The sequence below is a fragment of the Metapseudomonas otitidis genome, from assembly GCF_011397855.1.
GTDB classification, from domain to species: domain Bacteria; phylum Pseudomonadota; class Gammaproteobacteria; order Pseudomonadales; family Pseudomonadaceae; genus Metapseudomonas; species Metapseudomonas otitidis.
Map to the genome: position 1 here is coordinate 4,095,564 of NZ_AP022642.1, position 18,789 is coordinate 4,114,352.

The following is an 18,789-nucleotide window of genomic DNA, read 5'->3' on the forward strand; positions in this document are numbered from 1 at the left end:
TATGCTTGGCCGGTTTTCGCGCCCGCAGACGGGGCGCGTGTCGATTCCTGAAGGGGGTTATGTGGAGTTCCTAGCCGATTACGCGGGCTTTCTCGCCAAGACGGTCACCGTGGTGGTGGCCATCCTGATCGTTCTGGTGATGCTTGCCGCACTGCGTGGCCGGGGCCGTCGTGGTGGCGGTGGCCACCTGGAAGTGACCAAGCTCAACGACTTCTATAAAGGCCTGCGCGAGCGCCTGGAGCAGAGCCTGCTGGACAAGGACGCGCTCAAGGCCCAACGCAAGGCCGAAGCCAAGGCGGAGAAGGCCGCGCGCAAGAATCCCCAGGCCAAGCCCCGGGTGTTCGTGCTGGACTTCGACGGCGACATCAAGGCTTCCGCCGCCGACCAGCTGCGCCACGAGATCACCGCCCTGCTGACCCTGGCCACGCCCAAGGACGAGGTGGTGCTGCGCCTGGAAAGCGGCGGCGGCATGGTGCACAGCTACGGCCTGGCCGCCTCGCAGCTGGCGCGCATCCGCCAGGCCGGCGTGCCGCTGACGGTGTGCGTGGACAAGGTGGCGGCCAGCGGCGGCTACATGATGGCCTGCGTGGGGGATCGCATCCTGGCGGCGCCCTTCGCGCTGATCGGCTCCATCGGCGTGGTGGCCCAGCTGCCCAACGTGCACCGCCTGCTGAAGAAGCACGACGTGGACTACGAAGTGCTCACCGCCGGCGAGTACAAGCGCACCCTCACCGTGTTCGGCGAGAACACCGAGAAGGGTCGGGAGAAGTTCCAGGAAGACCTGGAGAGCATCCACGACCGCTTCAAGGACTACGTGGCGCAGTACCGCCCGCAGCTGGCCATCGAGGACGTGGCGACCGGCGAGGTCTGGCTGGGCACCGCCGCCCGCGAGAAGGCGCTGGTGGACGACCTGCGCACCAGCGACGAGTACCTGGCCGAGCGCGCCCGCGAGTCGGAGCTGTTCCTGCTCAGCTACGTGGAGAAGAAGAGCCTGCCGGAGCGTTTCGGCATCGCTGCCAGCGCCAGCGTGGATCGCCTGCTGATGAACTGGTGGGGCCGCCTGCAGCAGCAGCGCTTCTGGCAGTGAGCCCTGCCCTCCCCGCCTGAATGAAGAACGCCGCGTTGATCGCGGCGTTTTTTATGAGCGCCTGCATCATCTAAGTGCCACACCTCCTTCACCGTGGTGGCTGCGCATAGCATTGCGCTGGGTGCTCACATTGGGTGGGGCGAGGAAAATGGCCCCTTCAGGAGGCCGAGCGGAGTCATTGCAAAGGGGATTGAGCGGCATGGATGCCGCGAAAGGAGCGCCAGGCCATGGATGGCCTGTCGCGACGCTCCCCGACGCGATGATGAAGCGAGGGAAGTTTGGCGCAGCCAAACCCGCATGCAGGGGCGAGCCTTTTTGGTTTCTTTTTTGGCGACTGAAAAAAGAAACTCGCCAGGCAAGGCGAAACAAAGGCTGTCAGCAAAACGCGGCAATCAACTTGGCTAAGCGACTGCCGCCGCCCAGGAGATCACTGAATCGTGTCATCCCGCCCCTTGCGCCGGTACGGGAACACGTCGATCACCTTGCCCGCCCGGATGGCCTCCTGTAGGGACTTCCAGTACGCCGCGTCATACAGCTCACCATGCAGCTTGTTGAACAGCCGCCGCTGGCCGATGTCGGCGAACAGGAAGCGCGGGAACTCCTCGGGGAAGACGTCGTTCGGCGCCACCGAGTACCAGGGCTCGGCGGCCATCTCGTCCTCGGGGTAGCGCGGCGGCGGGATGACGCGGAAGTTCATCTCCGTCAGGTAGCCGATCTCGTCGTAGTCGTAGAACACCACCCGACCGTGGCGGGTGACGCCGAAGTTCTTCAGCAGCATGTCGCCGGGGAAGATGTTGGCCGCAGCCAGCTGCTTGATGGCCAGCCCGTAGTCGTCCAGCGCTTCCAGCACCTGGGGTTCGCTGGCGTTCTCCAGGTAGATGTTCAGCGGGGTCATGCGGCGCTCGGTCCAGCAGTGGCGGATGAGCACGGTGTCGCCTTCCAGCGCCACGGTGGAGGGTGCCACCTCCAGCAGTTCGGCAAGGCAGTCCGGGTCGAACTTGGCGCGGGGGAAGCGGAAGTCGGCGAACTCCTGGGTGTCGGCCATGCGCCCGACGCGGTCGACGTTCTTCACCAGCCGGTACTTCTCGATCACGGTGTTGCGGTCCACCGTCTTGGCGTGGGCGAAACGGTCCTTGATGATCTTGAACACCGTGTTGAAGCCCGGCAGCGTGAACACGCTCATGACCATGCCGCGCACACCCGGCGCCATCACGAAGCGGTCGTCGGTGTTGGCCAGGTGGTTGATCAGCGCCCGGTAGAACTCCGACTTGCCGTGCTTGTAGAAGCCGATGGAGGTGTACAGCTCGGCGATGTGCTTGCCCGGCAGGATGCGCTTGAGGAAGCCGACGAACTCCGCCGGCACGGCCACGTCCACCATGAAGTAGGAGCGGGTGAAGGAGAAGATGATCGACACCTCCGCCTCGTCGGTGATCAGCGCGTCGGCCTGGATGCCCCTCCCCTCGCGGTGCAGCAGCGCCACCACCAGCGGCCACTGCTCGTCACGGTTGTAGATGCGGCCCACCAGGTAGGCGCCCTTGTTGCGGTAGAGGGTGGAGGAGAACAGCTCGATGCACAGCTCCGGGTCCTTGATGACCCAGTCGGGCAGGCTCTCGCGCAACTGCTCCACCAGGCGGTCGAGGTCGCGCTCCATGTCCTCGAAGGGGACGTCGAAGCAGTAGTCGGCGAAGACCTCGCGCAGCACTTCGCGCAGATCACCGCGCGGGTGGTAGCTGCGGGTCTGCGGGGCACGTTCCTGGCTGCGCAGGGAGGGCCGCGTGGTGTGGATGAACATGCAGCCGTCGCTGATCAGGTCGTGGCTGAAGAGGCTGCAGAAGATGGAGTTGAACCAGGTCTCGGCCAGTTCGTCGTCCAGGCGCAGGTCGATCTGCTTGATGTAGGCGCTCTTGACCAGCGGCCAGAGCTGCACGTCCAGCAGCACCTCGTCGTCGAAGGTGCCGCGCAGGCGTTCGCTGACTTCGCTGACCTTGTCTTCGTAGAGGGCGATGCGTGCCGCGGCGGCGCCCTGGATCTCCTGCCACTGGGCCTGCTCGAAGCGGCTGCGCGCGCCGTCGGTGATCTGGCGGAAATGCTCCCGGTAGTCGTCGAACCCTTCGAGGATCAGGCGCGCGATGTCGGCGGCCGGCCATTGCTGCGTCATGGACTCACACTCGGCTGTGGTGTCGGAACAGCGAGCTTAGCCACAGGCCGGGCCGAAAAAAAGCGCCGCCCCGGACTGACTCACGGGTCGCGTTGCAGCTAGGCGAAGGGGGCTCAGGCCAGCCCGCGGTCGCGCAGGTAGGCCGCCAGGTAGTCGATGAAGGCCAGCACCTTGCCGGTGGCCCGGCGGTGGCTGGGGTAGACGGCGAGGATGCGGTCGCCGAAGGCATCCGGGTCGATCTCGTGATCCGGCAGCAGGTTCACCAGGCGCCCGTCGGCCAGGTAGGGAGCGGCGCTCCACAGCGGCGCGTGGATCACCCCCATGCCTGCCAGGGCGTTGGCCAGCAGCAGGTCGTAGTTGTCGCTCTCCAGCCGCGACACGCTCGGGTGCAGCAGGCGGGTGCGCTGGCCATCACGCTCGACCCACCAGAACTGCCGGCTCAGGGCCGGGTGGCGGTAGCTGAGCCAGTCGTGGGCGTCGATGGCGTCCAGGCTGAAGGGGCCGCGCCGCGCCACGTAGGCGGGGCTGGCGCAGAGGGCGATGCGGTTGCGCCCGACCGGGCGGGCGATGAGCCCCGGCAGGTCGCAGGGGCCTTCGCGCAGGGCCAGGTCGTAACCGGCCTCTACCAGGTCGACGAAGGTGTCGGTCAGGTCCACCCGCAGGGTGATCTGCGGGTAGCTGGCGAGGAAGCCGGCACACACCTCGTCGAGGAAGGCGCGGCTGAAGGCCAGCGGCGCGGTCATCCGCAGGCTGCCCTTGAGCCCGTGTTGCAGCTGGCCGATCTCTTCGCCGACATCGTGCAGGCGCTGCAGCAGCTGCCGCGCCGTTTCCAGGTAGAGCCGCCCGGCCTCGGTGAGCACGATGCGCCGGGTGCTGCGCTCGAACAGGCGCGCGCCCAGCTCCGCTTCCAGGTGGCTGACGGCCTTGGTCAGGGCCGAGGGGGTCTTGCCCAGGTGCTCGGCCGCCCGGCTGAAACTGCCGTGGTCGGCGGTGGCGACGAACATCGTGATGGCACCGAGCTTATCCATGGGACTTTTCCAACGGGGCAAAAGCGTTTTGCGTGACCTCGCCGTTATCCACGGCGGAACGAGCCGCTAGTCTCGCCGCCACACCTACAAAAACAAGGGGCTCCCGTGAAAACTTTCGTTCCTCGACTCCTGGCCACGGCACTGGCTTTTGCCTCGTGGGAAGCCATGGCCGGCGCCGACATGGTGCTGCTCAACGGCAAGGTCTTCACCGCCGACAAGGCCCGGCCGATGGTGCAGGCCATCGCCGTGGAGAACGGCAAGGTGCTGGCGGTGGGCAGCGATGCGGAAATCAACGCCCTGGCGGACGCCGGCACCCAGCGCATCGACCTGGACGGCAAGGCGCTGATGCCGGGGCTGATCGACACCCATGCCCATGCCATCTTCGGCGGCCTGGAGATGTCCACCGCCAACATGGGCGATGAGCAGGTGAGCCTGGACGAGCTGGAGAAACGCCTGCGGGCCTGGCGTGACGACGGCACCGCGCGCCGGGGCGATGCGCTCTACGTGGGCGGGATGACCTCGGCCTACTGGGCCCAGGCCGAAGCGTTGGGCCAGCGCTTCGACCGGGGCGAGTGGGCCGGGGTGCCCATCGTCTTCGTCGGCAGCGACCACCACACCGCCTGGGCCAACGCCGCCATGCGCCAGCGCGCCGGCATCGACGCCAAGCTGCTGACCAGCCTGCCCGAGGCCGAGCGCGGCACCATCGGCCTGGGCAAGGACGGCGCGCCCAACGGCTTCCTGGTGGATGCCGGCTGGGACCGCGTGGCCGCCGTACTGCCACCGCTGGAGGCCGCGACCCTGCTGCGGGCGGGCGAGAACGCCGTGAACACCTTCAACAGCCTGGGCGTGACCGCCTGGATGGACCCGGCCGCCAACGGTGCCCCGGGTGAGCCGCTGTTCGCCCTGAAGCCCACGGAGAAGTCCGTCGGCGTACTGCCGGTGTACAAGGCCCTGGCGGACAAGGGCGAGCTGACCGCCCACGTCGCCGCGCTGCTGGTGGCCCACCCGAAGAGCCGCCCCGCCGACCTGGACACCCTGGACAAGGTGCGCCAGCAGTTCCATGGCATCGACAACCTGAGCCTGCCGGGGATCAAGATCTTCGCCGACGGCGTGCTGGAGTACCCGGCGCAGAGCGCGGCGCTGATCGACCCGTACAGCAACAGCCACAAGCAGGGCGAACTGCTGATCGACCCGGCGCACTTCGGCGAACTGGTCAGTGCGGCGGATGCACGCGGCTGGCTCGTACACATCCACGCCATCGGCGACCGTGCGGTGCGCGAGGCGCTCAACGGCATCGAGCAGGCCCGCCGAGACCGGCAGAGCGGCATCACCCACTCGATCACCCACCTGCAACTGGTGAACCCCAGGGAGTTCGCCCGCTTCAAGCCGCTCGACGTGATCGCCTCCATGCAGCTGCTCTGGGCTGCGGGGGACGACTACACGCTGGACATGGTCAAGCCCTACGTCAGCGCCTTCGCCTTCCGCTACCAGTACCCGGCGCACTCGCTGCTGAAGCAGGGGGCGACCCTCGCCGGCGCCAGCGACTGGCCGGTGTCCTCGCCCAACCCCTGGGCCGCCATGGCCCAGGCGGTGACCCGCGAGGGCGAGAAAGGCGTGCTCAATGCCGATGAGCGCCTGGACCGCGACACCATGTTCTACGCCTACACCCTCAACGCCGCCCGTGCCATCGGCCAGGAGCAGCGCATCGGCTCGCTGACCGTCGGCAAGCAGGCCGACTTCATCCTCCTCGACCGCGATGTGTTCACCGTGGACGCCAAGGCCCTGGCCGAAACCCGGGTGCTGAAGACCTGGTTCGGCGGCCGCGAGGTCTACACCGCCGCCCGATAACAACACCGCTCCACCGCTGATGCCTGGCTCCCGCTGCACGGGGGTCGGGCGAAGCCTTGCCCTTCATCTGCCCATAACAACCACAAGATCGGGAATCCACCATGAAGCGTTCCACCACCCTCCTCCTCGCCGGCCTCGCGCTGGCCCCGCTGTGCAGCCAGGCCGCCTTGCCGATCAACGAGGACCTGGCCGTCGAGATCGACCTCAAGCTGACCAGCGACTACCGCACCCGAGGCATCTCGCAGACCCAGGGCGACCCGGCCGCCCAGGCCGGCGCCACGCTGCTGCACTCCAGCGGCCTCTACGCCGGTGCCTGGACCTCCAACGTCGACTACGGCTTCGGCCTCAAGACCCGCCAGGAGGTGGACTACTACGCCGGCTGGTACTGGCAGGCCACGGACGCGGTGAGCCTGGACCTGGGCGTGATCAAGTACGCCTACCCGAAGGAAAGTCAGTTCAACCAGAGCGAGGTGTACGCCGTGCTCGATGCCTACGGTTTCAAGGCCGCCGCCTACTATTCGGCCGATGCCCCGAACGCCATCGGCGAGGACCAGGACACCCTCTACACCTGGGTCGGCTACGAAACCCGGCTGCCTCTCGATGTCGGCCTGGAGCTGCGCTACGGGCGCATGGACTTCAAGGACCCGCTGCTGTGGTCCCGCAGCGGCACCGGCAGCGAGTCGTACCGCGAGTGGGAAGCCAAGCTGACCCGCGACTTCCTCGGCGTCACCTGGGGCCTCGCCTACGTCGACACCGACCTTTCGGAAAGCCAGTGCGCCAGCAACTACGGCTTCACCGACACCTGTAGCGCAACGGTGGTGGCAAGCGTCAGCAAGTCGTTCTGAGGGCCGGGTGCAAGGTGGGCCACGCTTCATCGGCCCACCATCGGTGGCCACCCGCAACGCCGCCGATGGACGCAAGGTGCGACGCCCCCAAGCACTGAGCGGCGCCCATTGTCGCCCGTAACGAAAACGCCCCGGCAAGCCGGGGCGTTTCAGGTTCGGGTGCGGCTTACTTGCCGGTCTTCACCGTGCTCCACACGCGGGTGCGGATGCGGTCGAGCTTCATGGGCATGGCTTCGAGGGCGAACAGCTTGGCCATGACCTCTTCCGGCGGGTAGATGGTCGGGTCGGCCTTGATGTCCGGGTTCACCTGGGCATCGGAGGCGCTGTTGCCGTTGGCGTACTTCACGTAGTTGCTCACGCCGGCGATCACTTCGGGGCGCAGCAGGTAGTTCATGAAGGCGTAGCCGGCCTTCTCGTTCGGGGCGTCGGCGGGCATGGCCACCATGTCGAACCACATGGGCGAGCCTTCCTTGGGAATCGAGTACTTAACCTCGACGCCGTTGCCGGCCTCCTTGGCGCGGGTGGCGGCCTGGAGGATGTCGCCGGAGAAGCCGACGGCCACGCAGATCTCGCCGTTGGCCAGGTCGCCCACGTACTTGGAGGAGTGGAAGTAGCGCACGTAGGGGCGCACTTTGAGCAGCGCGGCCTGGGCGGTCTTGTAGTCATCGGCCTTCTGGCTGTGGTGCGGCAGGCCGAGGTAGTTGAGGGTGATGGGCAGCAGCTCGGGGCCGTTGTCGAGGATGGCAACGCCGCACTTGGCGAGCTTCTCCATGTACTCGGGCTTGAAGATCAGGTCCCAGGAGTCCAGCGGGGCATTGTCGCCCAGCACGGCCTTGACCTTGGCGGGGTTGTAGCCGATGCCGGTGCTGCCCCACATGTAGGGGAAGCCGTGCTCGTTGCCCGGGTCGTTCACTTCCAGTGCCTTCATCAGCACCGGGTTGAGGTTCTTCCAGTTGGGCAGCTGGGACTTGTCCAGCTTCTTCAGGGCGCCGGCCTGGATCTGCTTGGCCATGAAGTGGTTGGAGGGCACCACGATGTCGTAGCCGGATTTGCCGGTCATCAACTTGCCGTCGAGCGTCTCGTTGCTGTCGTACACGTCGTAGACGGCCTTGATGCCGGTCTCCTTGGTGAAGTTGGCGACAGTGTCGGGGGCGATGTAGTCGGTCCAGTTGTAGATCTTCACCGTATCCGCTGCCTGGGCCACACCGGATACGGCGAGGGTCAGGAGCATGGGCGCGAAGGAACGTCTCATTGTGGTTATTTCCTGGCTGTAGAAAGGGTGAACGAGGCACCGCAAGCGTAGAACGATACCGGCGTGTCGCCAGCTTCATCCGCAGGATGGGGACGAGACAATGTCTGCGCGGGGCCCATCCTTCCCTGCGGGCCCGCTGGCAAGAATGCGACTGGCGCGGGCGGCCTACAAGTACTTGCCGGCAGCCTGGCGCGCGGGCCGCGATACCCCGGCCGGGCCGACGCCGCGCCCTGCGGCGATTCGGGCGTTTACCGCCGGCTCGACCGCGACGAAAATACGCACCCCGCCTTCACTGCCACGAGTGCCCGATGCGCGACCTGCCTCCCTTCTCCGCCCCTGTCGTCGAGCTGGTCCAGACCGGCCCGGACCAGGCCGACCTGATCCGCAACCTCTACCAGTTCTATGCCTATGAGTCCTCGGACTGGGAGCAGGAGGACGTGGAGGCCGACGGCCGCTTCTACCTCCACGAGGAGCACCTGGTGCGCTACTGGCAGGAGCCCGACTGGAGCGCCAACCTGCTGCTGGTGGACGGCTTCATCGCCGGGTTCCTGCTGGTGGAGGCCAGCGAGCTGCCGGGGATGGACGCGCTGGAGCTGGCGGACCTGTTCATCCTCAAGAAGTACCGGCGCCAGGGCCTGGGGCGCGCACTGGTCACCCAGGTGCTGACCAGCGGGGAGCGCGATTGGCTGGTGCGCTTCTACCAGGACGATGCCACCGCCCTCGCCTTCTGGCAGGCCGTGCTGCAGGACCTGCCCCGCGCGGTTCAACAGATCGAGCTGGCGGACGAGCCGCTGCTGCTGAACTACCGGGTGGTGCAGGCCACTCATTGAGTCATAGATCGGGCTGGAACGACGGGGCCACCCGTCTCGCTTTCCGGCCCTGAGTGAACTCCGGTGGGTCGCGAGCTGTCAGTTCGCTGTCGGCTCGCCGGGTGGACGGCATGGCCATGGGCCATCCGGACGCGGCTCTCCCGCGACAGGGAGCCGGCTTCCGTCATGCCCGCCCGACGGGCCCGTCCATCACCCTATGAAGATTGCGCCATGTCCCGACCCCGTCCCCCGTTCGCCTTCCGCTCCCTGCTCTCCCCGCGCCTGCTCGGTGCCAGCCTGGCCACCGGCCTGCTGCTGGCCGGCAGTGCCGCCCTGGCCGAGGAGGAGAAAGCCGGCAACGTCCGCTGGATCAGCGACAGCCTGACCACCTACGTCCGCAGCGGCCCCACCGATGGTTACCGCATCGTCGGTACGCTGACCTCGGGGCAGAAGGTGGAGCTGCTCTCGTCCCAGGGCGACTACAGCCAGGTACGGGGGGAGAACGGCAGCGCCGTGTGGATTCCCAGCCGCGACCTGCAGGAAGTGCCCGGCCAGGCCGAGCGGCTGCCACAGCTGGAGCAGAAGGTGGCCGAGCTGAGCACACAGCTGGCCGGCATCGACGACACCTGGAAGCAACGGGTGCAAGGCATGCAGGAGACGCTGGATTCGCGCAAGGCGCTGATTGACGAGCTCCAGGCGGCCCGCGCCTCGCTGGACAGCGAGCTGAGCCAAGCCCGTTCGGACCTGCGCGAGGCCCAGGCGCAGCTGGGGGATGAGAACAAGCAGGTGCTGATGCGCTACATGGTGTACGGCGGCAGCATTGCCGGCGCCGGCCTCCTGGCCGGGCTGGTGCTGCCGACGCTGCTGCGGGTCAGGCGCAAGCGCAACGACCAGTGGATCTGAGGCGGGTGTTGGCCCGAGTCCATCCGGGCCGCTCGCGCTTCACGCGAAGCGCAGGGTGACACGCCGGTTATGCCGGCTCTTCTTCTCGATCTTGTCGCAGACCACCTGGCCGACTTCGGCGGTGTTCTTCACATGGGTGCCGCCGCAGGGCTGGATGTCGACACCGGGAATGTCCACCACCCGCACCATGCCCTGCATGACCGGCGGCGCCACGGCCTGGGTGCGGGTCATCTCCAGCACGGTCTGGTACTCGCTGGACGGCAGCATGTGGACGCGCACGTCCAGGGCGCCATTGACCAGCTCGTTGAGGCTCTGGGTGATCACCTCCTTGTCGAGGGTGGACTCGGGCAGGTCGAAGTCCAGGCGCCCCTTCTCCGCACCGATGCTGCAGCCGGTGACCGGTGCATCGATGATCGAGCAGAGCAGGTGCAGGCAAGTGTGCATGCGCATGTGCTGGTAGCGACGCTCCCAGTCGAGGCAGCCCTGCAACTCCATGCCGGTGGTGACCACCGGTGCGCCCTCCTCCAGCTGGTGCCAAATGATCGACTTGAGCAGCGGGTCGCGCTGGGTGCCGATCACCGTCGCCACCGAGCCATCGGGCAGCAGGAAGTGCCCCTGGTCACCCGGCTGGCCGCCGCCGGTGGGGTAGAACAGGGTCTGGTCGAGGGCCACGCCCTGCTCGCTGACGGCGAGGACGCGGGCGGTGAAGGTGCGCTGGTAAGGCGCCTCGTCGAACAGGGCATGGGTATGCAGGGTGAATACCGACATGAGGTCAGCCTCCTATGCTGATGAGGTGGGGTTGCAGCACGGACCTGACCAGGGCACAGAGGCCCGGCGGGTCCAGCAGGGTGATGTCCTGGACCGGGCCGACGATGCGCAGGTTCAGGGGGTAGCGCGGGGCCGGCACCACGGCGCCGAGGTTGCGCAGGCGGTACTGGCGGTGGTGTTGCTCGCTGAGGGTGCATTCCAGGGACAGGCAGCCGAGGCGGCGGTGGTCGGCGTCCAGCACCATCACCTCGCCCGACTCGGGCAGCTCGCCCACCAGGTGCAGGCGCTCGCCGAGGACGAACGCACCGAGGAAGCCGCAGCTGGACGACATGCTGGCCCGCTGCATCTGCAACTGGTTGACGATGCTCACCCGGGTGTTGGCGGGCACGTCCCGGGTGATGACGCAGGCGGGGCTGATGAACACGTTGTCGCCGATGCTCACCGCGCCGAGGATGCGCGCGCCGGCGCCGACCTCCACCCCATTGCCGAGCCGAGGGTGGCGCTTGCCACCGGGGTTGTCGGCGATGCCGCTGGCGCCGAGGGTGACGCCCGCGAGCAGGTAGCAGTCGTCGCCGATCTCGCAGGTTTCGCCGATGACGGTGCCGAAACCATGATCCAGCACGAAGCGCCGCCCGATGCGCGCGGCCGGGTGGATCTCCGCGCCGGATTGCAGCTTGCCGACACTGGCGAGCTTGTGGGCGATGATCTCGCGCTCGGCCAGCCCGCCATGCAGCCACACCTGGTGGGCCAGGCGATGGAAGAGGATGGCCTTGAACGACGCATAGGTCTCGAGGATCAGCCCGGTGCGCCCGCAGGACGCGGGGTCGCGCGCGGCATAGGCCTGGAGGTCCTCGGCCACCTGCTGCACGGCCACTTCCATGATGCCGTCGAGGTGCGGCATGAGCACACCCAGCTCATCGGAAGACAGGATGCGGACCAGGTGGTCCAGCAAGCCGTCATAGAGTTTCAACCGATCGAGATATCCCCACATGCTGTTAGCCCTCCCCTGGCTGGTCATTCGAAATGTGGCAGGTAGCTGTCGACGCCGTCGTACACCAGGGTCAGGACCCGGGTGCCGGTGGGCAGCTCATGGGCCAGCTCGGCGATGGCCACGAGGTTGGCCGCCGAGGACAACCCCAGGCTGATGGCGTCGGTGCGCATGGTGTGGCGCACCCGCTCCAGGCAGGCGGCCTTGGAGACCTTGAGCATGCCGTCCAGCACGCCGAGGTTGAGGATGCGCGGCACCAGCCCGATGGACAGGCCCTGGATCTCATGCGGAGCGTGGCGGTCATTGAGCAGGTCGCACTGCTCCGGTTCGACGCCGAACACCCGCAGGTGCGGCCAGCGTGCCTTGAGGGTCTCCCCCAGGCCGGTGATGTGCCCACCGGTGCCGATGCCGGCCACCAGGCAATCCAGCGGCCGGTCGTCGAAGTCCCGGAGGATTTCCTGCGCAGTGGTGCGCCGGTGAATCTCCGGGTTGGCCGGGTTGCGCTGCTGGTTGAGCATCACGTAGCCGGGGTTCTCCAGCTGCAGCTCCATGGCCTTCTCGCCGTGGGAGTTGTTGCCACGGCGACTGTCGGAGAGCACCACCTCGGCGCCGTACAACCGCAGCAGCTTCTGCTTCTCGGGGCTGTAGTTGTCGGGGATGACCAGCACCACGCGGTAGCCGAGCAGGTTGCCGGCCATGGCCAGGCCGATGCCGGTGTTGCCGCCGCTGGGTTCGATGATGGTCTGCCCGCTGCCGGGCACCAGGATGCCGCGTGCCTCGGCGTCACGGACCATGGCCAGGGCGATGCGGGCCTTGTGGCTGCCACCCGGGTTGAGGGACTCCAGCTTGGCGTAGACCTCCAGACCGGTTTCGGCACTGAAGGCAGCGAGGCGGACGATGGGTGTCTCGCCGATAGCCTGAAGCAGCGATTCGTGGATCATCTCGGTCCCTCAGTACAGCGGCATGTCGTGGTCGACATCCCGGGCCCAGGCCTTGATGCCGCCTTGCAGCACCCGCAAGCCGGTGAAGCCGGCACTGAGCAGCAGCTGGGCGGCGCGCTCGGCACGCGTGCCGCCGTAGCAGACGATGCACAGCGGGCGTTCGCGATCGAGTTCAGCGAGGTGGGCTTCCAGCTCGCCCAGGGGCAGGTTGAGGCTGCCGGGCAGGCGACACACCTCCAGTTCGTTCGGCTCGCGCACATCGAGCAGTTGCAGCTTCTCGCCCCGGGCCAGGCTCAGCTGCAGTTCGCGCGGGCTGACGAAGAAGTCGGCGGGCAGGGTCGACTCGCTCATCTGGCTGGAGGCACAGACCACCGGCTCCTCCACCTGCAGCTCGCGGTCGGTGCGGCTTGGCGAGCAGGTGGGGCAGTCCGCGCGGCGCTTGAAGCGGATTTCGGAGAACTTCATCGACAGCGCGTCGAAGCGCATCAGGCGGCCCACCAGGGGTTCGCCGATGCCGAGGATGAGCTTGATGGCCTCGGTGGCCTGGATCAGCCCGACCACGCCCGGCAGTACGCCGATGACGCCGCCGGCATTGCAGTTGGGGGCGAGTTCGGCAGGCGGGCTCTTGGGAAACAGGCAGCGGTAGCAGGGGCCGTCCTGGTGGTTGAACACGCTCATCTGCCCGTCGAAGCGATGCAGGGCGCCGTACACCAGCGGCCGGCGCAGCAGCACGCAGGCATCGTTGAGCAGGTAGCGGGTGCCGAAGTTGTCGGTGCCATCCACCACCAGGTCGTAGTCCCCGACGAGGCGCATGGCGTTGTCGGGGGTGATGGCGCAATCGTGGGCGTGGATCTGGATGCCGGGGTTGAGGTCCTCCAGGCGGCGCCGGGCGGATTCCACCTTCGGCAACCCGAGGGTGGAAGTGCCATGCACTACCTGGCGCTGCAGGTTGCTGCTTTCCACCCGGTCGAAATCAACCAGCCCCAGGGTGCCGACGCCGGCTGCCGCGAGGTAGAGGCTCACCGGAGAGCCCAGGCCACCGGTGCCGACCACCAGCACGCGGGATTTCTTCAGTCGCAGCTGGCCCTGGCGCCCGACGTCCGGCAGGGTGATGTGGCGCACGTAGCGCCGCACTTCGTCGTTGCTCAGCTCGTCGACATCCAGCCCGCCGGAGGTGGCGAGCATGATGTCCAGCTCGACGCCCGGGGCCAGTTCGCTGTCCACGTCCACCAGCTCGCCGTTGGCGGTGAGCAGGAAGTGCTCCTTGATCTGGGCGTTGCCGTAGAACAGGTGCTCGCGCAGGGCGGCATGCTGCTCGCAGATGCCCTCCACCAGTTCGCGCACAGTCCGGCCTTCGCCTTCCACCCGCGCGGCGGGCAACTTGGCGACCCGCGCCAGTACGTCGGGGAAGATCACCACATTCATAGCCAAACTCCTTTTCTTGCAGGTCGTTATGGGTTGCCGGGGAATTCCCGGCTGCAGACGAATCCTTCGCCGTTCCATTCGAATAACTTGGCGCCCATCGCCTCGCCGGCGCGGACGTCCACCACGAGGTAGGTCACGGGGTGGATGGGCTGTCCCATGAACAGCGCCTTGTCCTCGTCCTCACGGCTGAAATAGGCCCCCACGTCCGGGTGGGAGTGGTAGATGACGCGCACCGGGTTGTCCCCGCGCAGGCTGCGGTTGAGCAGCAGCGTGTCGGCGACGGCGAAGGTGTAGCCGTTGGCGGCACTGCGCCGGTACACCTCGGGGCTGCGCTCGTTGAGCTGGTTCTGGATGTTCTCGCCACGGTGCACCCGGGCATCGGCGAACACGAAGCCACAGCACTCTTCGGGGTAGGTCTCGGCGGCATGGCGGTAGATGGCGCCGAGGACCTCGGCGCTGAAGACGTCCTGGCCAGCCATGGGTCAGTCCTTCTTCGCCAGGAACTTTTCCATGGGCACCTTGGTGATGGCGAAGCCGATCAACAGCAGCGAGGAATAGAACGCCAGGTCACGGGAGATGGTGTGGCCTTCGTACCAGGCCCCGATGATCACCGCGAACACCGGGAAGATGATGAAGACAAAGGACAGGATCACCGGGTTGAGGCGCTTGAGCAGGAAGAAGTACACGATGAAGCCCCCCACCGACGCGCACAGCCCCAGGTAGGCCAGCGCCCCCCAGGAACGGCCGCTGATGGCGCCGAAATCCGGCTGCTCCACGCCCAGCCCCACGAGGAACAGCATCAAGCCGGCAAGGCCGATGGGCAGGGTGTTGTAGGTGATGACGCTGATCTCCGCACCCTTCTTCTTGGTCACCACGTAGCACAACGCATGCATCACGGCCGCCGCGAGGATGGCCAGCACGCCGACGGCCTCGGAGTGTTCCAGGCTCAGCCCCTGCCCGCGCAGGATCATGAACAGGCTGCCGAAACCGATGGCGATGCCCACCACCTGGGAGAGGTAGATGCGCTCCTGCAGGAACAGCGAGGAGAAGATCAGGATGAACACCGGCATACAGCTGAACAGCAGCGCGGTGAGCCCGGAGGAGACGTGGGTCTCCCCGTAGTTGAGCAGGTAGTACGGCACGCTGAAGTAGCACAGGGTGACGAACACGAAGAAGCCGAAGCTGCCCCGGGGGAAGAAGATCGAGTCGCCACGGACCAGGGCGAAGCAGAGGAACAGCGGGAAGGCGATGAGGAAGCGCAGGCCGGAGGCGGTGAGCGGTGGCACGGTTTCCACGGCGATCTTGATGCCCAGCCAGGTGGTGCCCCAGCTGAGGCACACGGTCAGGAACAGCAGGCTGGTGACCAATGCCCCCAGCCATTGCTTCCTGGATTTGCTGGTGTTTTCAATTACCGCGGACATTGGCATGATGACAATCCTTCGTAGCTGCTAAATTGACCCCTAAAATCCAGGTATCAATCACTGATTGACACGGCTCAATCAGGCTATTAGGACGAAAAATGGCTGTCAAACCAATTATTGACACGGTGTCAATCCTGAAAGACGCACTGAATTCCGGGCAGGGCGCCAAGTACAAGCGCCTCGCCGGAGCGATGGAGATCAGGATCCTGGAAGGGACGATCGAAGGCGGCTCCAAGCTGCCGCCCCACCGCAACCTGGCGGACCGGCTGGGGGTCACCATCGGCACGGTGAGCCGCGCCTATGCCGAGCTGGAGCGAATGGGGCTGGTGGTGGCGCGGGTCGGCGACGGCACCTTCGTGCGGCGTCGCGGCCTGGAGCGCAAGCGCGACGAGGGCTTCCGCAACTTCATCGAGGAGGCGCCGGAGCTGTACGACATGAGCCGGAACATGCACATCCCCGGCCCTGAAACCGCCTTCCTCGCCCAGAGCCTGATGGACCTGGCGCGGGACCCGCAGACCCTGAGGGAACTGGCGCTCTATACGCCGGACGCCGGCTTGCCGCGCTACCGCCAGGCAGGCGCGCACTGGCTCGGCCACGGCGACTTCCAGCCCCAGGCGGACCAGGTGCTGTGCGTGAACGGTGGCCAGCACGGGCTGCTCTGCACCCTGATGGCACTGGTGCGGGCCGGGGACACCATCGTCACCGAGCAGCTCACCTACCCCGGACTGATCACCGTGGCGCGCATGCTCGGCATCAAGCTGCTGGGCGTGGACATGGACGAGGAAGGGCTGGTCCCGGAATCCCTCGACGAGCTGTGCCGCAGCAACCGGGTGTCGGCGCTGTACTGCACGCCGACCATCCAGAACCCCACCACGGCGGTGCTCTCACCGCAGCGGCGGGAGACCGTCGCGCGGCTGTGCCGCGAGCACAACCTGCTGATCATCGAGGACGAGGCCCACGCCGTGCTGGTGGAGGACCGCCCGCCGCCGATGACCCACTACGCGCCGGAGCGCTGCATCCTCATCAGCAGCCTGAGCAAGGCGGTGGCGGCCGGGCTGCGGGTGGGCTACCTGCATGCACCGACCACGCTGGTCAGCCGCATCGCCGCCGCGTTGCGTGCCACCTGCTGGATGGCCACGCCCCTGGCGCTGGAGCTGTCCACCCAATGGATCGAAAACGGCACGGCGAGCAAGTTGCTGCACCAGCAGATCGCCGAGATCGGCCGGCGCAAGGCGCTCGTGGAAGGCTTGCTGGACGGGCTGCAGTACCGCACCCACCCGCAGAGTCCGCACTTCTGGATCGAGGTGCCGGAGGCCTGGCGCGCCTCCGACGTGGAGGCCGACCTGAAGCTGCGCAACTACCTGATCACCGCCGCCGAGACCTTTGCCGTCGGCCGGGCGGCGGTGCCCCAGTACGTACGCGCCAGCGTCAGCAATGCCTCCACCAGTGACCAGTTGCTGTACGACGGTTTCCTCGCCCTCGCCAGCACCCTGCGCCACGGGGCGGAACGTTTCGAAGCCTGATCAGCGCCAGTGGCGCTGCTGAACCTTGCGGGCGCGGCCGACACCGGCCAGGCGCCCCAGGCCCAGCGCCAGGCTCTCCAGCAGCCAGGCCAGGAGGAAGGCGCAGGCCAGGCCCCAGCCAATGGCCTCGGGCACCAGCAGCACCTGGTAGCTGTAGGCATTGGCGGTCTCCAGCAGCAGCTCGCGGTCGGCCGCGCTCAGCACGTGCCAGGTGCGTGCGTACCAGGCCCCCTGCATGGCCTGCCATTCCCGCTGCAGCAAGGCATCGCGGTTGACCAGGGTGGCGACGCTGTCGGCGTCGCTGCGCATCACCGGGTCGTCGCTCTGGCGGTAATGCGCCACCAGGGCGTCCAGGTTGCCGTCGAAGAAGCGCTTGGCCGTCTCGCGGAATCCGGCCAGGGCACGCTCGGCTTCCAGTCGGTGGGCCTCCACGCGCTTGGCGTAGTCATCGACGAAGCCGGGAACCTGCACGCCGACCAGCAGCCCCAGGGTGAACAGCACCAGCCTCAGGTAGCTCCTCAGCATCGCCCCTCTCCTCTCAGGTCTGGCCCGAGGCCAGGCATTCGCCGCGTCGCCACAGGGCCCAGGCCCCCGGCTGGTAGCGCGTCCAGGTTTCGTTGTCGGTGAGCGGCTCGGTGGCGATCACCGTCACCACGTCGTCCGGGGTGGTCTCGGCCTGGAAGTCCACCGTCAGGTCGGCGTCCTTCAACCGCGCCGGGCCGAAGGGCGCACGGCGGGTGATGTGGGCCAGCTTGGTGGAGCAGAAGCAGAACAGCCAGTCACCGTCGCTGACCAGGGCATTGAACACACCCCGGGTGCGGTACTCGGAACAGGCCTGCACCAGCACCGGCAGCAGCACCTCCACCGGCACCGGCTCCGGGAAGCCCTGGCGCACCCGGTTGAGCAGGTCGCAGAAGGCCGCCTCGCTGTCGGTGTCGCCCACCGGGCGGTAGAAGCTGGGAACGGGCTGGAAGTCGGCCAGTTGGCCGTTGTGGGCGAAGCACCAGTTGCGCCCCCAGAGCTCCCGCACGAAGGGGTGGGTGTTGGCCAGGCAGACCTTGCCGACGTTGGCCTGGCGGATATGGCCGATGACGGTCTCGCTCTTGATCGGGTAGCGCTGCACCAGGCGCGCCACCTCGGAATCGACGCTGGCCGACGGGTCCTGGAACAGGCGCAGCCCCCGTCCCTCGTAGAAGCCGATGCCCCAACCGTCACGGTGGGGCCCCGTGCCGCCGCCACGCTGCATCAGGCCGGTGAAGCTGAACACGATGTCGGTGGGGACGTTGGCACTCATGCCGAGCAGTTCGCACATGGATCAAGGCTCTCGTTTCATGGCCCGCCGCAACAGGTCGGCTTCCCGTTCCAGGCGCGCCTGGAGCGCAGTGCGCCCCAGGGGCAGGAAACGGGTCAGCGCCCGCCACAACAGGCCCGCCAGGTCACCCCGGCGTCTTGGAATCAGGTGGAGGTGCAGGTGGGGCACGTGCTGGTTCGCATCCGGCCCGTCGTTCACCAGCATGTTGATGCCCTGTTCGCCAAGGCCAGCCCGGCGCATCGCCGCCATCAGCTCATCGGCCAGGGGCAGCAGGCGCGCGCGGGCGCTCTCGGGCAGGTCATGGAGATACGGCGCATGCTGCCGGGCGACCACCAGGACGTGGGCCGGGCGCAGGGGGAAGATGTCCAGCAGCACCAGGAAATCCGCTTCCTCGTGCAGCACATGAGCCGGCGCATGGCCACCGGCGATGGCGCAGAACACGCAATCCATCGGGCACTCCCTGGCGAATGAAAGGGTCCTG

Annotated in this window: 18 protein-coding genes; 6 read left to right on the forward strand and 12 right to left on the reverse strand. The window is 67.2% G+C overall.

What is annotated here, in order from left to right:
* Nucleotides 1-61 precede the first annotated feature (61 nt).
* Nucleotides 62-1,087: a protease SohB gene (sohB, locus tag PotMrB4_RS18810; RefSeq protein WP_074968377.1), complete on the forward strand. Its 1,026-nt coding sequence runs from the start codon at nt 62-64 to the stop codon at nt 1,085-1,087.
* A 427-nt stretch (nt 1,088-1,514) separates the two neighbouring features.
* Here the strand turns inward: sohB and aceK are convergent, their stop codons facing one another.
* Entirely contained in the window at nt 1,515-3,245 is a 1,731-nt protein-coding gene (aceK, locus tag PotMrB4_RS18815; RefSeq protein WP_044408484.1) for a bifunctional isocitrate dehydrogenase kinase/phosphatase, read from the reverse strand.
* Between the two features lie 113 nt (nt 3,246-3,358).
* On the reverse strand, nt 3,359-4,273 hold the full coding sequence (locus tag PotMrB4_RS18820) for a LysR family transcriptional regulator (protein ID WP_172434193.1): 915 nt from the start codon (nt 4,271-4,273) through the stop codon (nt 3,359-3,361).
* 105 nt (nt 4,274-4,378) lie between these two features.
* Here PotMrB4_RS18820 and PotMrB4_RS18825 point away from each other — a divergent pair, with 105 nt between their 5' ends.
* Both PotMrB4_RS18825 and PotMrB4_RS18830 read left to right on the forward strand, forming a co-directional pair.
* Complete coding sequence (locus PotMrB4_RS18825; protein ID WP_172434194.1) at nt 4,379-6,121, forward strand: amidohydrolase; 1,743 nt, start codon at nt 4,379-4,381, stop codon at nt 6,119-6,121.
* Nucleotides 6,122-6,222: 101 nt separating this feature from the next.
* On the forward strand, nt 6,223-6,966 hold the full coding sequence (locus PotMrB4_RS18830; protein ID WP_172434195.1) for a TorF family putative porin: 744 nt from the start codon (nt 6,223-6,225) through the stop codon (nt 6,964-6,966).
* A 166-nt stretch (nt 6,967-7,132) separates the two neighbouring features.
* On the opposite strand, the gene PotMrB4_RS18835 is transcribed toward PotMrB4_RS18830, so the two are convergent.
* Nucleotides 7,133-8,218 carry a polyamine ABC transporter substrate-binding protein gene (locus PotMrB4_RS18835; protein ID WP_044408495.1) on the reverse strand — a complete coding sequence of 362 codons (1,086 nt, stop codon included), beginning with the start codon at nt 8,216-8,218 and terminating at the stop codon, nt 7,133-7,135.
* A 308-nt stretch (nt 8,219-8,526) separates the two neighbouring features.
* On the opposite strand from PotMrB4_RS18835, the gene PotMrB4_RS18840 reads away from it, so the two are divergent.
* Complete coding sequence (locus tag PotMrB4_RS18840) at nt 8,527-9,048, forward strand: GNAT family N-acetyltransferase (protein WP_044408498.1); 522 nt, start codon at nt 8,527-8,529, stop codon at nt 9,046-9,048.
* A gap of 210 nt (nt 9,049-9,258) precedes the next feature.
* Complete coding sequence (locus tag PotMrB4_RS18845; protein ID WP_172434196.1) at nt 9,259-9,930, forward strand: TIGR04211 family SH3 domain-containing protein; 672 nt, start codon at nt 9,259-9,261, stop codon at nt 9,928-9,930.
* Between the two features lie 39 nt (nt 9,931-9,969).
* Here the strand turns inward: PotMrB4_RS18845 and PotMrB4_RS18850 are convergent, their stop codons facing one another.
* From PotMrB4_RS18850 to PotMrB4_RS18870, 6 genes are read right to left on the reverse strand one after another with little or no spacing between them, the layout of a single operon-like run.
* Nucleotides 9,970-10,698 (reverse strand): alanyl-tRNA editing protein, encoded by a 729-nt coding sequence (locus PotMrB4_RS18850; protein WP_069561774.1) that lies wholly within the window; start codon nt 10,696-10,698, stop codon nt 9,970-9,972.
* Between the two features lie 4 nt (nt 10,699-10,702).
* Entirely contained in the window at nt 10,703-11,689 is a 987-nt protein-coding gene (locus tag PotMrB4_RS18855; protein ID WP_074968397.1) for a serine O-acetyltransferase, read from the reverse strand.
* Between the two features lie 23 nt (nt 11,690-11,712).
* Nucleotides 11,713-12,627 carry a PLP-dependent cysteine synthase family protein gene (locus PotMrB4_RS18860; protein WP_074968399.1) on the reverse strand — a complete coding sequence of 305 codons (915 nt, stop codon included), beginning with the start codon at nt 12,625-12,627 and terminating at the stop codon, nt 11,713-11,715.
* A gap of 9 nt (nt 12,628-12,636) precedes the next feature.
* A complete protein-coding gene (gene moeB, locus PotMrB4_RS18865; RefSeq protein WP_373870804.1) occupies nt 12,637-14,052 on the reverse strand; it encodes a molybdopterin-synthase adenylyltransferase MoeB in 1,416 nt (471 codons plus the stop codon).
* A gap of 26 nt (nt 14,053-14,078) precedes the next feature.
* A complete protein-coding gene (locus PotMrB4_RS28515; RefSeq protein ID WP_394354003.1) occupies nt 14,079-14,531 on the reverse strand; it encodes a Mov34/MPN/PAD-1 family protein in 453 nt (150 codons plus the stop codon).
* Between the two features lie 3 nt (nt 14,532-14,534).
* Nucleotides 14,535-15,473, reverse strand: a complete 939-nt coding sequence (locus PotMrB4_RS18870) for a DMT family transporter (protein ID WP_172435118.1) — start codon at nt 15,471-15,473, stop codon at nt 14,535-14,537.
* A 98-nt stretch (nt 15,474-15,571) separates the two neighbouring features.
* Between PotMrB4_RS18870 and PotMrB4_RS18875 the strand changes: the two genes are divergently transcribed.
* Complete coding sequence (locus PotMrB4_RS18875) at nt 15,572-16,996, forward strand: aminotransferase-like domain-containing protein (RefSeq protein WP_172434197.1); 1,425 nt, start codon at nt 15,572-15,574, stop codon at nt 16,994-16,996.
* Here the strand turns inward: PotMrB4_RS18875 and PotMrB4_RS18880 are convergent, their stop codons facing one another.
* The 3 genes from PotMrB4_RS18880 to PotMrB4_RS18890 are packed head-to-tail and all read right to left on the reverse strand — an operon-like array spanning nt 16,997 to nt 18,758.
* Nucleotides 16,997-17,521, reverse strand: a complete 525-nt coding sequence (locus PotMrB4_RS18880) for a DUF2937 family protein (protein WP_160479196.1) — start codon at nt 17,519-17,521, stop codon at nt 16,997-16,999. It abuts the gene before it with no gap.
* A gap of 13 nt (nt 17,522-17,534) precedes the next feature.
* Nucleotides 17,535-18,308, reverse strand: coding sequence for a class II glutamine amidotransferase (locus PotMrB4_RS18885; protein ID WP_074968406.1), 774 nt, complete (start codon nt 18,306-18,308; stop codon nt 17,535-17,537).
* Nucleotides 18,309-18,311: 3 nt separating this feature from the next.
* A complete protein-coding gene (locus PotMrB4_RS18890; RefSeq protein WP_069561767.1) occupies nt 18,312-18,758 on the reverse strand; it encodes an HIT family protein in 447 nt (148 codons plus the stop codon).
* Nucleotides 18,759-18,789: the final 31 nt, after the last annotated feature.

Bases quoted from the DNA above. Each gene is read 5' to 3' on its own strand.
- aceK (WP_044408484.1), bottom strand. From the start codon at position 3,245: ATGACGCAGCAATGGCCGGCCGCCGACATCGCGCGCCTGATCCTCGAA.
- PotMrB4_RS18820 (WP_172434193.1), bottom strand. From the start codon at position 4,273: ATGGATAAGCTCGGTGCCATCACGATGTTCGTCGCCACCGCCGACCAC.
- PotMrB4_RS18830 (WP_172434195.1), top strand. From the start codon at position 6,223: ATGAAGCGTTCCACCACCCTCCTCCTCGCCGGCCTCGCGCTGGCCCCG.
- PotMrB4_RS18835 (WP_044408495.1), bottom strand. From the start codon at position 8,218: ATGAGACGTTCCTTCGCGCCCATGCTCCTGACCCTCGCCGTATCCGGT.
- PotMrB4_RS18840 (WP_044408498.1), top strand. From the start codon at position 8,527: ATGCGCGACCTGCCTCCCTTCTCCGCCCCTGTCGTCGAGCTGGTCCAG.
- PotMrB4_RS18845 (WP_172434196.1), top strand. From the start codon at position 9,259: ATGTCCCGACCCCGTCCCCCGTTCGCCTTCCGCTCCCTGCTCTCCCCG.
- PotMrB4_RS18850 (WP_069561774.1), bottom strand. From the start codon at position 10,698: ATGTCGGTATTCACCCTGCATACCCATGCCCTGTTCGACGAGGCGCCT.
- PotMrB4_RS18855 (WP_074968397.1), bottom strand. From the start codon at position 11,689: ATGTGGGGATATCTCGATCGGTTGAAACTCTATGACGGCTTGCTGGAC.
- PotMrB4_RS18860 (WP_074968399.1), bottom strand. From the start codon at position 12,627: ATGATCCACGAATCGCTGCTTCAGGCTATCGGCGAGACACCCATCGTC.
- moeB (WP_373870804.1), bottom strand. From the start codon at position 14,052: ATGAATGTGGTGATCTTCCCCGACGTACTGGCGCGGGTCGCCAAGTTG.
- PotMrB4_RS28515 (WP_394354003.1), bottom strand. From the start codon at position 14,531: ATGGCTGGCCAGGACGTCTTCAGCGCCGAGGTCCTCGGCGCCATCTAC.
- PotMrB4_RS18870 (WP_172435118.1), bottom strand. From the start codon at position 15,473: ATGTCCGCGGTAATTGAAAACACCAGCAAATCCAGGAAGCAATGGCTG.
- PotMrB4_RS18875 (WP_172434197.1), top strand. From the start codon at position 15,572: ATGGCTGTCAAACCAATTATTGACACGGTGTCAATCCTGAAAGACGCA.
- PotMrB4_RS18880 (WP_160479196.1), bottom strand. From the start codon at position 17,521: ATGCTGAGGAGCTACCTGAGGCTGGTGCTGTTCACCCTGGGGCTGCTG.
- PotMrB4_RS18885 (WP_074968406.1), bottom strand. From the start codon at position 18,308: ATGTGCGAACTGCTCGGCATGAGTGCCAACGTCCCCACCGACATCGTG.
- PotMrB4_RS18890 (WP_069561767.1), bottom strand. From the start codon at position 18,758: ATGGATTGCGTGTTCTGCGCCATCGCCGGTGGCCATGCGCCGGCTCAT.